The 16,740-nt window shown below is 32.5% G+C and carries 14 protein-coding genes; 12 read left to right on the top strand and 2 right to left on the bottom strand.

The genetic code is table 11. The features are described 5' to 3' along the window. Positions 1-226 precede the first annotated feature (226 nt). Positions 227-433, bottom strand: coding sequence for a hypothetical protein (locus ACW2QF_RS06985; protein WP_455715279.1), 207 nt, complete (start codon positions 431-433; stop codon positions 227-229). A 562-nt stretch (positions 434-995) separates the two neighbouring features. After that, positions 996-2,291, bottom strand: a complete 1,296-nt coding sequence (locus tag ACW2QF_RS06980) for a M18 family aminopeptidase (RefSeq protein WP_455715278.1) — start codon at positions 2,289-2,291, stop codon at positions 996-998. A gap of 314 nt (positions 2,292-2,605) precedes the next feature. Between ACW2QF_RS06980 and ACW2QF_RS06975 the strand changes: the two genes are divergently transcribed. From ACW2QF_RS06975 to ACW2QF_RS06920, 12 genes are all read left to right on the top strand, one after another. Beyond that, positions 2,606-3,103, top strand: coding sequence for a DUF5721 family protein (locus ACW2QF_RS06975; protein ID WP_455715277.1), 498 nt, complete (start codon positions 2,606-2,608; stop codon positions 3,101-3,103). Positions 3,104-3,267: 164 nt separating this feature from the next. Further along, positions 3,268-3,630 carry a BlaI/MecI/CopY family transcriptional regulator gene (locus ACW2QF_RS06970; protein WP_455715276.1) on the top strand — a complete coding sequence of 121 codons (363 nt, stop codon included), beginning with the start codon at positions 3,268-3,270 and terminating at the stop codon, positions 3,628-3,630. 73 nt (positions 3,631-3,703) lie between these two features. Then, the gene (locus tag ACW2QF_RS06965) at positions 3,704-6,331 is read left to right on the top strand and encodes a M56 family metallopeptidase (protein ID WP_455715275.1); all 2,628 of its coding nucleotides are present in this window, start codon (positions 3,704-3,706) and stop codon (positions 6,329-6,331) included. A 169-nt stretch (positions 6,332-6,500) separates the two neighbouring features. Continuing rightward, positions 6,501-8,468, top strand: coding sequence for a molecular chaperone HtpG (htpG, locus tag ACW2QF_RS06960; RefSeq protein ID WP_455715274.1), 1,968 nt, complete (start codon positions 6,501-6,503; stop codon positions 8,466-8,468). A gap of 241 nt (positions 8,469-8,709) precedes the next feature. Further along, entirely contained in the window at positions 8,710-9,549 is an 840-nt protein-coding gene (locus ACW2QF_RS06955; RefSeq protein ID WP_455715273.1) for a DegV family protein, read from the top strand. 736 nt (positions 9,550-10,285) lie between these two features. Beyond that, positions 10,286-11,134, top strand: coding sequence for a DUF5677 domain-containing protein (locus ACW2QF_RS06950; RefSeq protein WP_455715272.1), 849 nt, complete (start codon positions 10,286-10,288; stop codon positions 11,132-11,134). Between the two features lie 18 nt (positions 11,135-11,152). Then, a complete protein-coding gene (locus tag ACW2QF_RS06945; RefSeq protein WP_455715271.1) occupies positions 11,153-12,301 on the top strand; it encodes a DUF3800 domain-containing protein in 1,149 nt (382 codons plus the stop codon). A 676-nt stretch (positions 12,302-12,977) separates the two neighbouring features. After that, positions 12,978-13,796 (top strand): DUF2971 domain-containing protein, encoded by an 819-nt coding sequence (locus tag ACW2QF_RS06940; protein ID WP_455715270.1) that lies wholly within the window; start codon positions 12,978-12,980, stop codon positions 13,794-13,796. Positions 13,797-14,125: 329 nt separating this feature from the next. Further along, on the top strand, positions 14,126-14,398 hold the full coding sequence (locus ACW2QF_RS06935) for a hypothetical protein (protein WP_455715269.1): 273 nt from the start codon (positions 14,126-14,128) through the stop codon (positions 14,396-14,398). 86 nt (positions 14,399-14,484) lie between these two features. Then, positions 14,485-15,186: a restriction endonuclease gene (locus tag ACW2QF_RS06930; RefSeq protein ID WP_455715268.1), complete on the top strand. Its 702-nt coding sequence runs from the start codon at positions 14,485-14,487 to the stop codon at positions 15,184-15,186. Beyond that, the gene (locus ACW2QF_RS06925) at positions 15,186-15,368 is read left to right on the top strand and encodes a hypothetical protein (protein WP_455715267.1); all 183 of its coding nucleotides are present in this window, start codon (positions 15,186-15,188) and stop codon (positions 15,366-15,368) included. The genes ACW2QF_RS06930 and ACW2QF_RS06925 overlap by 1 nt, the downstream gene beginning before the upstream one ends. Positions 15,369-16,027: 659 nt before the next feature. Beyond that, positions 16,028-16,702, top strand: coding sequence for an HAD family hydrolase (locus tag ACW2QF_RS06920; protein WP_455715266.1), 675 nt, complete (start codon positions 16,028-16,030; stop codon positions 16,700-16,702). Positions 16,703-16,740 lie beyond the last annotated feature (38 nt).

The following is a 16,740-nucleotide window of genomic DNA, read 5'->3' as shown; positions in this document are numbered from 1 at the left end:
TTAGCATTTTCTTCGTTATATACGAGCCCTGATATTTTTTCTATGTTTTCTATACATTGCAATTGCTGATATTGTATGCAATTTCGATGTTAGCAATGTAATCATATAAAAACAATCTTAAAAAGTTGTACCATTGGCGAATATTAATATCGCTATATCAAATACAAGATTTTAAGATTGTTTTTTTATTATGATTGAATAGACTAACAAATTTAATCATCTAAACTTACTCGTCTTCATCAATTTGATGATTTCTAACAATACGGTCATATAAATCAATCTTGCAGAAACATCTATCCGTATCAAAGTGACGACAAGTAACACAAGATTTTTTATCATTAATACTAGAGTTAGAAATACTATTCATTGGAACTGGTAAATATTCGCTACAATGACAGGCTACATTAATATAAGCTTCACTGCTTGCTCTCATGGTAAAACTCCTTTCACACTGAACTTTTTAGGTAAATACCTAAGGATTTTATTATCAGTATGAACGGATTTTTACGAATTATACCGGTAGATTGCTATGTTTTGTTATTATATAGAGATATAATAACTTGGTTTGTTAGCCGATGGTTTTAGTTAAATTTAATAACTCAAACTTGCAACTTGAAAATTTCAAGGAGTAGGTATCGGCTATATGATGTTCATTTATTCATTAACTTACTTATACTCGTATATCGATAAAGTAACAAAGCAAAACTCTCATTAAAGTAAATCTGCTTCTTAGCTGGCGTACAATGACTAAGAAACGATAGCGAAACATCTATAGTACTTCTTAGTGTGTACTGAATACCCTAGGAAGGCGAGGCAAGGAGGCCGAGCCAGCCTGAGCTGAGGCAGGAAGCCGAATCGAAGGCGATTCCGTACCTTTTGCAGATCCTACCCGTACACACCTAGAAGTAGTTAGATGTGTAGCGTGTTTCGTGTCATAGTACGCCAGCTAAGAAGCTATGAAAGCATATAAAGAGTTTTGCATTCAATATATCAACCTAAGCAGTAAAGAACGTACGAAGTAATTGGTTCATATATGTTTGGTCTTTTACGCCCATTAATTCTCTTGCAGAGTGCATTGCAAGCATTGGGATTCCAAGGTCAACTGTTAACATAGGAATCTGTGAGGAAACTAAAGAACCAAGAGTTCCACCACCTGCAATATCAGAACGATTCACGTATTTTTGGTATTTCACATTACCTGAGTCGCATAATTGTTGAAGTGCAGCAATCGCTTGTGAATCTGTAGCGTATTTTTGATTATTATTAATCTTGATAACGATACCTTCGTTTAATTTAGCGAATGTAGTAGGATCACTTTTTTCTGAATGATTTGGGTGAATGGCATGAGCAACGTCAACAGACAAGTGCATACTGCGCATCATAGCTTCTAAACAACGAGTATGTGAGAACCCAAGTCCTTCGTAGATCTTTTCTAATAACATAGTCATAAGAGTGGAATCTGCACCTTGTTTTGTTTTACTTCCAACTTCTTCATTGTCAAATAAAGCAATAACATTAATTCCATCGTTACGGTTTCCGCTTGTAATTGCACGAAGAGCGCCATAAGTAGAAGTTAGATTATCAAGACGTGGGCAAGAGATGAATTCTTCTTCTGCACCAATAAGTTGTCCTTTCTCTGAATTATAAATATATAATTCAAAATCAAGAATCTTATCCGCTTCAACGCCAAGTTCTTTGGCTAAGAAGTTCATAAAGTAACCGTCTTTATTAAGATTGTCATTCACTAGACCGATAATTGGTAACATGTCTGTTTGACGGTTAAGTTCTACACCTTTGTTTACTTCACGATTCATATGAATTGCTAAGTTTGGAATTGTAAGAACAGGTTTTCTCATATCAATAAAACGCATCTCTGGTTCAAAAATTGAATCACTTGCAATCGCTACACGACCTGCTATGGATAGAGGACGATCAAGCCATGTGTTTAAGATAGGCCCACCATAGATTTCTGTATTAATTTTTCGATATCCATTACTTGTCATATCTGCAAGTGGTTTAATCATTAAACAAGGGTGATCTGTATGGGTAGCTACAATTCTAAAGTTAGAAGAATCCTTAGTATTTTCACCAACGCTGAAAGCAAATAGTGTTGATGGATAAGGAATTGCATAGTAATTTGCTCCTTTTTCTAATGTCCATGGTTGTTTCATATCCAGTTCAACAAATCCATTTTCTTGAAGATGAGCAGCACTCTTTGCTACTACATGAAATGGTGAAGTTGCTGTTTCAATAAAATTCATTAATTCTAATGCATCTTTTTTAAAATCCATTTTTATTTCCTCCGTAATTCTTGGTTATTTCTTTTCATATCTATAGTTATGATTTGAGTTAATAAGTGTATTATACTGTTTATTCTTTGAATCTCAAAGCATATTTATGTTTTGTGAAAAGTGACTTTGTGGTATACTATAGCTATCTAGTTCAAAACCTACGGTTTTTCACTAACTTATCGGGTCAAAACAAATACTCACTACGTTCGTGCTTGTTTTGCTTCCGATAAGTTACATTATACGAATTATTATTATAAAAAACAAGTTGTAACTATTCAGGATTTTGTCTGCATAGTTACAGATAAGGGAGGATTATGGTCTCTTTACATGTTGTTGATGTGAAATCATTTATGAATCATTTACTAATTCAGAATGTTTTTGATAATTTTTTATTATCTGAATTAGAAATTATTACTTATAATCAATTTAAAATTAATGGTAAATTGAATACTGGTTGGTACGATGAAGAGGAGAAAGAAACACTAGAAGATAGACAATATTCTACGTGGTCGGAGATTAAGCCAATTGCCTTTTCGCTTATGAAAGGTAAGAAAGTACCAGCGATGTTCAAAATTGTACTTATTCTATCACCTGCTAACACGAAGAAAATTATTGAGAAAGCATTACCGAGTTTTGATTTGTCTCAAATCGGTTCCCTTTATCTTAATATTCGTTATGAGAATGGAAACCTTCATCTTATTACAGGGGTATCCATGAAAGTGTTTACTATGGATAAAACAGTAGAACAAGAGTGGGATAGTAATATGAAACGATTCTTGAAACATTTTGAAATTGTGTTTGAAGAAGAATAATATGATCAGGATATACTTAAAAATAGTAAGTATATCCTATTTTACAAAATTTTGTTTGACATTATGGTCGGTAAGTTATAGACTTTAAATACAAGGTCTATAACTTACCGACCTATTTTTATGCTTGTATAATTGATATGAAAATGTAAAAGGAGGTTCATCTCATGTATCAGATGACAGAAGCTGAATTGAAGTTCGCAGAGATTATATGGAAGGGAGAACCCATAAGAAGCGGTGAATTGGTAAAATTGTGTGAGAAGGAGTTCGATTGGAAGAAGTCCACTACATATACATTTCTGAAAAAGTTATGTGAACAAGAAATATGTAAAAATGAGAATTCTGTGGTAACCTCTCTTGTAAAGAAGGAGGAATATCTGCAAATTCAGGGAGAACAGTTTGTGGTAAAAGCTTTCGGGGGTTCTTTGCCCAAGATGGTTGCAGCGTTCATGGAACGCAAAAAGCTAAGTGATGCACAGATTTCTGAAATCCAACAAATGATAGAAGATTACAAAGAGAAAAACACTTGATATATCTTTATGCACTACAAAGAGTTTCGCAATTATCAAAGGCCATGTTCTAATAAAGGGAGGATTATAAATAATGAGTGGGATATTACAAACAGTTCTTAGATTAAGTTTGGCAGGAACCTTTTGCATCTTCATCGTCTTGTTGGCAAGACTATTGCTTAGTAAGGCTCCAAGGAGGTTTTCCTATATGCTTTGGGCGATTGTTTTCATTCGTCTGATATGCCCAGTATTTCCAGAAAGCCGTTTTAGCTTGATTCCAGAAACCTTGGTATCAGAGCAAGCACAGCAAAGAGTATCGAAAGAAAATGCGAATGTAGTAACAGCGGGTACTACTAAAAATGAATCCGAAAATTTGCTTTTAAATGGCTCTGGTACAGATTTGAGTGAAAAAAGCAATTTAGACGGTTCTGAAACAGATAGGAATGAAGAAAGCAACTTGATTGAGAAGCAAAAAAGTAATTTGATAGAGAATCAAGGGGAAAATACTAACACTGTAGGAAATAAAAATCGAAATAACAGGGATAATAATGTAACTTTCACAATACTTTCATACATATGGTTTGCAGGTGTTATCGTTCTTGCAGTCTATCATATCGCATCTTACTGGAGATTCAAGATCAGGATTAAGAAAGCAAAAGAAGTTGAAAAAGGTATCAAGGAAGTAAAGGGAGAACATCTTTCCTTTGTGTTTGGTATTATCCATCCTACAATCTATCTGTCAGAGGGATTAGATGAACAGAATAGAAAGGTCATTCAATGTCATGAAGGCGTACATCTATCGCGTAAGGACTATTTGATTAAACCACTTGCCCTAGCAATTTCATGTATTCACTGGTTCAATCCATTTGTATGGCTGGCTTTTTATTTAATGAATAAAGATTGTGAAATGTCATGTGATGAGAAAGTGGTAAACCAGATGGGTGAGGAGAGTAAGAAGATTTATTCCTACGCATTGCTTAATGAAGCGACGGGAGGAAGGGGTATAATGAAAAATCGAACGGTTGGTTCTCTTACCTCCTTTGGAGAAGATGGTGTGAAATCAAGGATTAAACATGTATTGAATTATAAGAAAGCACCCTTTTGGATTATACTTAGTGCAATGGGGATTCTTATTTTACTGGTTGTTTGTTTCTTAAGTAATCCTAAAGGAGAAGAGTTTACAAAAAACAGTGCTATAGAAGCAGTACGAAAAGCAGGCGGATATGATAAAGATGCAAAGAGTGTATGTTTCTTGAAAGATTATGAAGGTGATAAGAAAGAAGAGGCTTTTGTGGAGATTGGTAAAACCGAAGATGTATCTGAGGAAGGCAGCATGGATGGATACTTATATGGGGATTTATGGTTCATATCGGAAGAAGGAGATACGACACTTTTGTTAGAGGACGTGTATCTAAAGGAGGAGCAGGAAACCTTTGAAAGTGATAATATGAAATACCTTCTTGTCTCTTATATAGAAGGAAATCCAATTCTAACAAATGTATATGGAGTTACGGATAATAAGGCAGTAAGTAAAATTCCATATGGGGAAGAAAAACATGTAGCGGGCGATACAATTATCTGTGCACAGTCAGAATATGACTTGGACTATGATATAGAATCAGATATTTTCACTGGTCATACGCACAAAAACTATATATTTTATTACAAAGACGGTAATTTTGTACCGTATAAAGGATCGGATTTGTCAAGAGAGGAAGTAGCTGATTATGAAAACGGAGAAGAGATTTTAAGGACTCTGGAACAGGAAAACCCAGATGGAAGATATCAGTACATTATCATAGAGAATAATCTGTTACATATCAATATTGCTTCTATATCAGAGGATTCTATTCGCTTTTCTTATAAAACTTATGAGATAAATGATAACAAACTTAATTTGGTAGAGGAAGGAGAAGGTTGTTACAGGAAAAACATAAATGATGAGGAAGAGGAGACTTTTGCGAAAAAAATTTCCAGAGAATATAGTCAGAATAACCAATCAATTTTGGGGCATGTGAGATATACAGGGTGGCTTGATGAGTGTACAGCCTGGTCAGAATATAAATCTTTTATAAATCAAGATTATGATGGGGATGGTAAGACGGATCGTGTCTATCATGAGTATGTATCAGATGGGGATGAAGATAACTATCGTATTTCCTTTGGTAATGGTGATGAAATCACGATAACAGGCATCGGAACAGGAATCCCTCATATACAAGGGATTGATCTAACAGGTGACGGAGTCAATGAAATAATTACATCTTTCACTTATGATACCAGTACAGACCCTAGTGCCTTTGGTAAAAACTTAATCTTTGAAAAGATAGAAAATGGATATGAGCGAATGAAGTGGCCAACAGTTATTGAAAATGCCATGGACAAGGAAAACCAGAACAGTCCAAAGATTACCCTACATTATGAAAAAGAGAAGGACTCATATCATGTTACCTGCTTGGAACTTGCCAAAGAAGCCCCTATAGATGTGGTAGTTGATATTGATGAGGAACAGATGAAACAAGGATACGATTATTTCGATGGAGAAGATTTTGAATATCCTATGTATGTATTGAAAGTAGTGGAGTCGAAAGGGGAGCTTCCTTATCTTGTAGGTACTTTTGCTACATTTGATAAGTGGTCTACTCATGATATTCAAGTAACTTTTGCCTATAATAAAGGAAAACTTATTATTGAAAAGTCAAGTTTTGTTAAACGTAATTAATTTTATTAGCACTCACTTTAGATGAGTGCTAATTTTTTCTTGACTTTTGATTTAACCCGTATTAATATTATTATCAGTAAGTGACATTGAGTCATTGTTATGAATGATAATTAAAAGTTTGCATATCATATTTTTCATAATTTAGAGAATAATCAAAGGAGAGAATGTAATGAGTAGAGAACAAGGAAGCTTATCCATTAATTCAGAAAATATTTTTCCAATAATCAAGAAGTGGTTATATTCAGACCATGATATATTCTATCGTGAGCTTATATCAAATGGTTGTGATGCAATTACTAAGTTAAAGAAGTTATCTATTATGGGTGAATTCGAAGAAGCTGATGGTGAGAAATATCGCCTTGATGTAATCGTTAGTCCAGAGAACAAAACAATTAAAATCATCGATAATGGTATTGGTATGACTGCTGATGAAGTTAAACAATACATTAATCAAATCGCTTTCTCAGGTGCAGAGGCATTCTTAGCACAATACAAAGATAAAACAAACGAAGAACAAATTATCGGACACTTTGGTTTAGGTTTCTATTCTGCATTCATGGTAGCAGATAAAGTTACCATTGATACATTATCATACAAACCAGGTTCAGCAAGTGTTCATTGGGAATCAGAAGGTGGTACTGAATTCGAGATGTCAGAAGGTGACAAAGAGACAAGAGGTACTGAAATCACACTTTATCTAAACGAAGATAGTTATGAATTTGCTAACGAATATCGTGCAAAAGAAGTAATTCAGAAATACTGTTCCTTCATGCCAGTAGAGATCTATTTTACGAATGCAGACGCTCCAGTTGAAGAAGAAAAAGAAGAAGTAATCGACGCTGAAGTAGATGCAGATGGAAATGCAGTAGAGAGTACAGATGGCGAAGTAGATAGTGAAGATACAGAAACAGAAGAAGAAAAGAAGGAGGATAAAGGACCAAAACCTCTTAACAATCCAACTCCATTATGGACAAAACATCCTAATGATTGTACAGAAGAAGAATACAAAGAATTCTATCGTAATGTATTCCATGATTTCAAAGAACCTTTATTCTGGATTCACTTAAACATGGATTATCCATTTAACTTAAAGGGTATCTTATACTTCCCTAAAATCAATACAGAATATGATTCTGTAGAAGGTACAATCAAATTATATAATAACCAAGTATTTATCGCTGATAATATTAAAGAAGTTATACCAGAGTTCTTAATGTTATTAAAAGGTGTTATTGATTGTCCAGATTTACCACTTAATGTATCAAGAAGTGCGTTACAAAATGATGGTTTCGTCAAGAAAATTTCTGAGTACATTACTAAGAAAGTTGCTGATAAGCTTACAGGTATGTACAAAGTTGAAAAAGAATCTTATGAAAAATACTGGGATGACATTAGCCCATTCATCAAATACGGTTGCTTAAAAGATGAAAAATTCCGTGATAAGATGAAAGACTTCATCATCTTCAAGAATTTAGAAGGTAAATATATTACATTACCTGAATATATTGAAGCAAACAAAGAAAAAGCAAATGATAAGATCTATTATGCTACTGACTTACAACAACAAAGTCAATATATTAATATGTTTAAAGAAGCAGGAATCGATGCTCTTGTATTAACACATAATATCGATCAACCTTTCATCTCTCAATTAGAACAACAAGATGATCAGCTTCACTTCCAAAGAATTGATGCTGATTTAACAGAAAGCTTTAAAGAAGAAGTGGCCGAAGGTGAAGAAACAGATCAGTTAAAAGAAAAGACAGATGCTTTAACAGAGTTATTCAGAAAAGTTCTTAATAAAGAAAAACTTGAAGTTAAAGTTGAGAAGTTAAAGAACGAAAACATTTCTTCTATGGTAACTCTTTCAGAAGAAAGCCGTAGAATGCAAGATATGATGAAGATGTATAATATGTATGGAATGGACCCAGGTATGTTTGGTTCAAGCGAGACTTTAATTCTTAATGCAAACAACAAGTTGGTTCAATACATCTTCGAACACAAAGATGATGATGTATCAATCTTCTGTGAACAACTATATGATTTAGCTATCTTGAGCCACAAACCATTAGAAGCTGAAGCTATGACAAAATTTATTAACAGAAGTAATGAAATCATGTTAAAAATGGCTAACTAGTTTAGTTTGATTAATAAATATGCTACCCCATAAGGTATGTTTAAAACAATACTTTATGGGGTATTATTTATTATAGGATGATAACTGGAAAGTTACATAGAATGTTATAAATGTTAAGATATTGTTTTGATTGACCAATATAAGAATATATGCTATTATATATAGTAATTAAAACTACATAATAAAGTTTACTAATACTTTAAATGTTGTGTTTTGGTTACTGTAGTTAGGAGGAATGAATATGAGTTATAAAATTGTTGGTGATAGTTGTACAGACTTGAATGAAGAAATAAAAAAGGACAACCATTTTCAAATAGTGCCTTTATGTATAGATATAGATGGATATTTAATTACAGATGATAATACATTTGATCAGAAAGACTTTCTAAAAAGAATGGCAGATAGTCCAAATTGTCCAAAATCTTCTTGTCCTTCTCCAGATGCCTATATGAAAGCCTTTGATGGTCCAGAAGATCATGTATACGTTGTTACATTATCCTCAAAATTAAGCGGTTCCTATGATAGCGCTATGTTAGCAAAGCGTTTATATCTAGAAGAAAATCCAGATAAAAAAATAGAAGTCTTTGATTCAAGATCAGCTTCTGTAGCTCAAACTTTAATTGCTTTAAAAGTAAAACAGTTAGAAGATGAAGGCAAGAGTTTCGAAGAGGTAGTTCGTGAAACGAATGAATTCCGTGATAATTTGAAAACAAAATTTGTATTAGAATCGTTAGAAACATTACGAAAAAATGGACGACTTAGTAACATAAAAGCGATTATAGCCAGTGCACTTAATATTAAACCTGTAATGCGAGGCACAGAAGAAGGTACAATCGAGAAAATTGACCAAGCAAGAGGTATTAATAAGACTTTATTATTAATGGCTGATTTAATAAAAAAAGATGCAACGAATTTTGCGAATCGTACACTTGCAATTGCACATTGTAATAATTATGAGAGAGCAGTTTTTGTTAAAGATGAGATAATGAAACGTGTACCATTCAAAGATTTCTTTATTTGTGATACAGCTGGAATTAGTTCGCTATATGCAAATGAAGGCGGTATTATTGTTTGTTATTAATAAATAGTTGTCGACGGGGATGGTAATTTATCCAAAAGGCAAGCCTGTTTATCCTTGTCGACAAGTAGAAAAAGTAAAAAAATCATACGAAAGCATCTAAAGATTCAGACCTAGATAGGGCGTTTGACCGCCCCGTCTCAGGTCTATTTTTTTACCCATTTCAGACCTGACCACGCGTAGCTTCTAACAATTCAATACAGAAAAAACCAAGAAAATATCCGCAAAAACCATCACAGAAGACCCTGTTTTCAAGCTTCTCCGGTCTTTTCCGATTTTATGAGGAAGAAAATTAAGAGTAGAATGAAAGAAAAGCAGAAAAAAATAGAAGAAGGAATAAAGGAAAACCAGAAGGAGAAATGAGCTTCCTCGGAAAATTGTTGAGAGAAAATAATGGATGAAGAGGAGTTTCGTTAGAGGATAAATGAGATTATCCCTACGAATGGATATTGAAAATGGAATAACGGCCCTGGATTATATGGAAATGCATCCAGAATATTGCTAAGTCATTTTGATAGGTAGCAATAATAAAGATAGATAATTAGTCAAGGTGATGGAGATTGTTTGTTATCTTGGCTTATCTATTGTATTTTTGGGATACAAAATAATTTTATTCCTGGGAAATAATAAACTTTTTGTTATCAGTAATAATAAAATGTTGAAAATTGGTAGCAGTTGTACTATTCTTAGTATAATAGGTTAGATAGTTTGAAAGGGTGAGAGATTGAGTAAGGAAGAAATGAATAGATTAATAGTAGCATGTGATAAATTTTTAAATCGGTATCTGCTAAGAGGAACCGATTTTGTTGAGTACGCATGTTTTCAATATGGAAAATATAATGCTTTTATAAGTGGAGAACCAGATGCTCATTTTATAAGTGACTTTCAATATTTTGTTTTTACCAAAAGTACAAAATCACTTAAAGCTATACGAATGTTACTGCATCAAGGGTATATGGAAGATGTCATGATTTTACTTAGGACGATGTTCGAAGGATATCTAGCTAGTAGATATATTGATGAGAATTATGATGCAAAATTATTGAATGATTTCATATTTGTTCCGCAGTTAATAGCGCACAGAAAAGTCATATATCAGGATGGGGTTGCGAAAGAAAGATTAAGTAATGAAATAATAGAGTTTATCCAAAGAGACCCATCCAAATTGAAATTAGGAAAGGATAAATCCTATTTCACAGATTTATATGCTTACATGTGTAATTATGCGCATTGTAATTTCTCAATATTAGCCTGCTATATAAATGAACATGGAGCATTCACCTGTTCTAAAGAAACGAATGCTCTATTGGTGAGAGTGCTGGTATTATTCGTTTATACAAAAATCTTTGAAAATGTAGTTACAGTTGAAGGAGAAGATTTTCTAGATGAAAGATCCGAAAAGGAATGCTATAAACTTGTAAAGGATGCCACACTATTTATATATAAACGATTGGAGTATTTCTCTAAATATGACTCAAATGTGAATGAAGAATTAAACAAGCACATGAAAAACATGTTTAAATATATGAAAAACTCATTAAAAGAAGAAGTAGGGAGTGTAAAGAAGGATTTTTTAACAGGAACATGATATAAAGGAGAGTGAGATATGGAATTGATATACGCATTTACAGATGAATCTGGAAATCATGGATTCAATTTTGAGAGTGATGGGGTATCTACTTTTTTTATTGTAACTGCAATATTGGTAACTGAGAATAATCTAAGCACAGTTGAGAATGAAATTGAGGGTATTCGTAAAAAGTATTTTCAGACGGGGGAAATGAAATCTTCCTCAGTAAGTAAAAATCATAGGAGAAGAAACGCCATACTTCGCGAAGTATTAAACAGCGATTTTAAAATATTTTCTGTTGTTGTTGATAAACAAAAGATTTATGAAGATAGCGGGCTAATGTATAAAGAGTCATTTTATAAATTTGTAAATAATTTGGTTCATAAGGAGTTAAGGTATGCATTTAAAAAGCTTGTTGTATGTGCAGATGAAATTGGTGGAAATGAATATATGAAAGGCTTTTGTAATTATGTAAAGGAGAAAGAAGATATACCGGATTTATTTGGAGAACGAGAATTCTACTTTGAAAATAGCAAAAGTAGTGTTTTAATCCAACTAGCAGATTTTATAAGTGGAACTTTAGCCTATGTATATGAACGGGATAAACAGAACGAAGCTCCCGATTATATAAAAATGTTGGAGAAGAAAATAATACGGTTAGAGCAATTCCCTATAGGCATATCACAATATGTAGTTGAAAAGGGAGGTATATCAGACGAATATGATATTGAAATATCAAATATATGTTTGCGCCACATTCAAGGATTTTTACATAGATATGAAGAAACGACAGATGAGGGAAGAGTATATCAGGTCATTGTATTAAAGTATCTGTGTTTTAGATTCTTAAATAATGATACGAGAAAATACATATCTACTAAGGAGCTTATAGGAAATCTTAGATATCGAACCGGAAAAGCAGTGACGATGCAATTTTTTCGAACTCGGATAATAGCAAAGCTTCGAGATGAAGGCGTAATAATTGCAAGCTCCCCTAAAGGATATAAAATTCCATCAAAAGTTGAGGAATTATACGATTTTATAAATCATGGGACAACGATAATTATTCCAATGTTAGCTAGGCTAAAGAAATGTAGGGATAATATTAAGATTGGAACGAACGGAGAATTGGATTTATTTGATAATTCGGAGTATAGAACACTTAAAGAATTTTTTGATATTTAAAAAATGCATGCATATAAATACCGTTATTTTGAAATGGGTTTTTGATTGTTGAGGAGGTATATATGAGTATATTAGATAATAATTTTAAATTAATGTTGGAGAGTTGAGAAACAGTTAATATGGAAAAATATGTGAAATTAGATTATAAACATATGGACAATAGTCAGTTAATGGATATGCAAGGGATTGAAGAGGAAAGAGAAGGAAAGCAAAGAAAATTATAAATACGGAGTGAGAATAGATGGCTGATATAAAATATGAAATCATTAAAGAAATAGGAGTATTATCAGAAAACGCAAATGGCTGGAGAAGGGAGTAGGAAAGAAAAAGGAATATATTACTATATGTGATAGCGTGTGTAATATTTCTTTCTTTTATCTTCTGTTTTATTAGGAACTTTAGAGTCAGCAATATTATTTACAAGATTCAGCTAATATGCAAAATATAGCTATGTTTAATCATATTAATATCATGTTCGAAAGATATTGTCCCTATAGTATATATATTTCTTGTAAAGTAACTACTAATGCCTTTATGTTTGTTGTTTTTGGTGTCATTAATGGTATTATCGGTTTTAGTTAGGAATGAGAGTAAAGAAAATACGAATTAAAAAGTGTATTGAATGCCATTACTTAAGATGAGCATATTCAGTGCCTTTAAGGAGTGATTCATTGATATGAATTTTTATGATGAATATTTTAAGAAAACTAATGGAGAAGCAACTGAATATAAATTGAAGTATTTGAAATCTGTTGTGAAGAATAATACAATTTATAAATTTATTCAATTTGATGAGAATTATTCTTTAAATAACGTTAAATTAAACGCATTAAAGGATGAGGTTCTATGGTTCAGTTACTATAAGTATTTAAATGATAAGACAGAATTTGAAATTAATTACGATATTATACAAGTTTCCAGAGAGACTAACAAGTCTCCAGAGTTTATAAAGTATTTATTTGATATTATGGTGGAAGTATATGATAATTGTAGTTTTACATATGAATACCATAAATATATGTGGAGTGAATATGCTAATTATGGAAATGGAATATGTCTTATATTTTACGTAAATAATTTGGATGTTTTATTTCCAATAGATTATATAGAAAAGAATATAATAGATTTTTCAAGTTTAATCATAAAATCACTAAATAATTCTTTTGGTAGAATAGATTATAATGACCCAATGGCATTATTACCGTTTGTAGTAAAAAACCCATACAATGGAATGTTAGATTCTACCAAAGAGAAAGAAGTAAGGATATTATATTCTCCATTTGATAAGGAAGAATGTAACCAGGGGAAGGTGGCACAAAATATTAAAACTTATGTGGGACATAAGGGTATTAATGTTAATTATTCTGATGTTGGTTTGTCGCTAAAAGGTATTATTTTAGGTAATAAATGCGAAAGCAACATGGAGAGAGAAATCCTTAAATATTCCGTTGAGTGTCAAATTCCTACGCAGGTTCTGGGAAATGATTTCTTTTAAAAATTGAATCATTCAAAAAACAATATTTAAATGCATAAGAACTAAATGTTTGTGTCTGGCAACGAGCCAGTAGATTAGCCTGTCAATAAAGTTAACTTCTTCATTGATATGCATATTGAGCTTTATTTATTGGAAACGCTTTGGACCGTGCTTGTAGAAAAATCGCATATGATAAGGGGATAATAACGGATGGCTGATACGGATATTACATAGATAACAAAGTAGTGCATAATCATAAAAGGAATATTTAGCATCAATTAATTTTAATAAAAACAAGTTATTTAAAATATATTTTTACCAGTATTGCGATTGGAAAAATAATTCTATTTATGCAGTTGAAAAAATATTTTATTACACAGTTAGCGAGGTGCTTCCAAGACTATAAAAAACAAGAAGTCTTATTGCCAATTGGTACCTTTAGTTCAATGCTTATAGCAAACTTGTACTTTCCTAGGAATGATATGATGCTAAATGAAAAAGAAGTTGAATGGCTTAATAAGAAGATTTTTTCTGCCAATGAGGAGATGAAGGCATTATATGATGAAATTGCATTAACTGAAATGAATGAGACAAAGCAGCCCGATATAATGATGAAACTTTAGCTACTGCTGTTGACAAGGATTTTTGAGAAAAGTTACTGATGAGTTCATACGACTTTACAATGAAAATAGTAGAAAGAAGGATATAAGTGAATAAAAAAGAATTTGATTTATGGTTAGAAAAGTTGTTTTCATATAATTATTTAACTGAACACATACCAGTTGTTGAAGCACATCAATTCCTATTAGATAATATTGCTGAATATTCTGATGAAACAGTATTAAACATATTGCGATGTTTATTGCATTCATATTATCGTCCTATGGATGAAGATAACGCTATGCTGTATAAAGATACTCAATATTTTAGATGGTGTAAAGAACGTGGAATGCATTTAGATAAAACGGAATATTATTATAGATTGATTAATGAATATGAGGCGTGGGAAGGGTTAACATGGATAGTACAATTAATTAGAACTAGCCCTATGGAAGCTATTAAAGCTTTAAATCTTTATATGGCTGCTGAATGTGCTATGATGCCAGATTATAGACTAATCGGGATAGGTCAATGTATAGATATTATTGAAGCCAAATTTATTAAGAATGGTACGAATAAAGAGGTAATACTTCTCAATTTGCGACCGAGAGAATTTGAAATACTTATATACAAATTATATTGTTCTATGGGATATGATTGTATATTGACACCAGCAACAAGAGATGGCGGGAAAGATGTAGTAGCGGGAAAAAATAATGCGGATGGTGGGGAAAAACTTTATATTGAGTGTAAAAGATATAAAACTACGGCATTAAAGCAGAAACAGTTAATGCCTTTTTTGGTGTGGTAATGAAAGACCAAGATGTAAGTAGAGGTATTATTTTCACTACTGTGAAAGTTAATAGCTGTCTTAAAGATTTACATCCAAGAATAACTGTTTTGGATGTAGATGAAGTAATAATACTGTTAAATAGTTATCTTGGGTATGATTGGAATGAGAGAATAGATTACTTAACAAAGTTCTGGAACTAAATTTTGGATAATATAAAAATATGCTAATGGAAGATTGGAGGAGTATTACACTACTTCTATGATTAAATATGGGGTAGTCAGTATGGTGACAGCAAAATCAGAGCAAAGTCTGAACGTGCTGCTTTAATGCGTACATGAGAGGATGTTTAGTTCAAATAGGCATTCTGGCTCTTTTTACTTTTTATGGAAAGGGGAAAGAACGTAAAAGGATGAAGAAAAGAGAAGAATGGCAAGATTAAGAATACGGATTTGAGTGAAAAGGGGCTATATGTAATGTTCCATATGAGATATGCAACGCTTGCGGATAAAGATTTTTGGTTTACGCTAGATAAGCATTTGAGTCAAAAGGAATACAGAATAAAATCTTAGTTAATCAATGCTATATTATTGAGGAAGATAATGAATTTCCGATACAATTTGTTCTGGGATACAATTCCGTTTCTCAATCTGATATATGTAGACTGGAACTATCATAGAAGAGGGATAGGATCCAGTGCAATGTTGTATTGGGAATATGAAATGCGAAAATCAGAATATGAATTTGTTATGACCTCTACCATGGTGGAAGAAGCATCACAGCATTTGTAGTAAATCATTTTCTGTGGTGCTATAATTATAAAAACGAGGTGAAAAACAGGAATTTACAGGAAGGAAAAACAATGACGCGAGCAGTAATTTTTGATATGTTTGAAACGTTAATTACGCACTATCATAGTCCATTATATTTTGGAACACAGATGGCGGAGGATGCAGGAATTCCAGAAGATAAATTTCAGTTACTTTGGCGTCCGACTGAACAGGAACGCTCTATAGGGAAATTGACATTAGAGGAAGCATTGGAAATAATTCTTAGAGAGAATCATTGTTACTCCGAAACGCTTTTAAAGGAAATTGTAGAAAAACGTATAGCGGCAAAGGAAGAGTGTTTTAGACATTTACATTCTGAAATTATTCCAATGCTCTCAATATTGAGAAAAAGGGGATTTTTGGTTGGGTTGATAAGTAACTGTTTTTCTGAGGAAGCTGATGTAATCCGAAGAAGTGAACTCTTTCCATATTTTGATGCTGTTTATCTTTCGTTTGAACAAGGGATCCAAAAGCCAGAAGAGGAGATTTTCCAAAGATGCATGGAGGGCTTTTCTGTGAAGGCAGAGCAATGTATATATGTTGGAGATGGAGGTAGTAATGAGTTGGAAACTGCTAGAAAACTTGGGATGAAAGCGGTTCAAGCAGCTTGGTATTTACAAGAAGGAACAACACAACCTTCAAAGCGAAAGCATGACTTTCTCCAAATGGAAAAACCGCTTGATGTGCTAGATTTTTTTGATATGTAGGCTATTAAAGTAGATTCTCTCGTATCTATAGTTTATAG

It is taken from the genome of Anaerosporobacter sp. (assembly GCF_965301125.1).
This window is presented reverse-complemented; position numbering and strand designations above follow the sequence as displayed.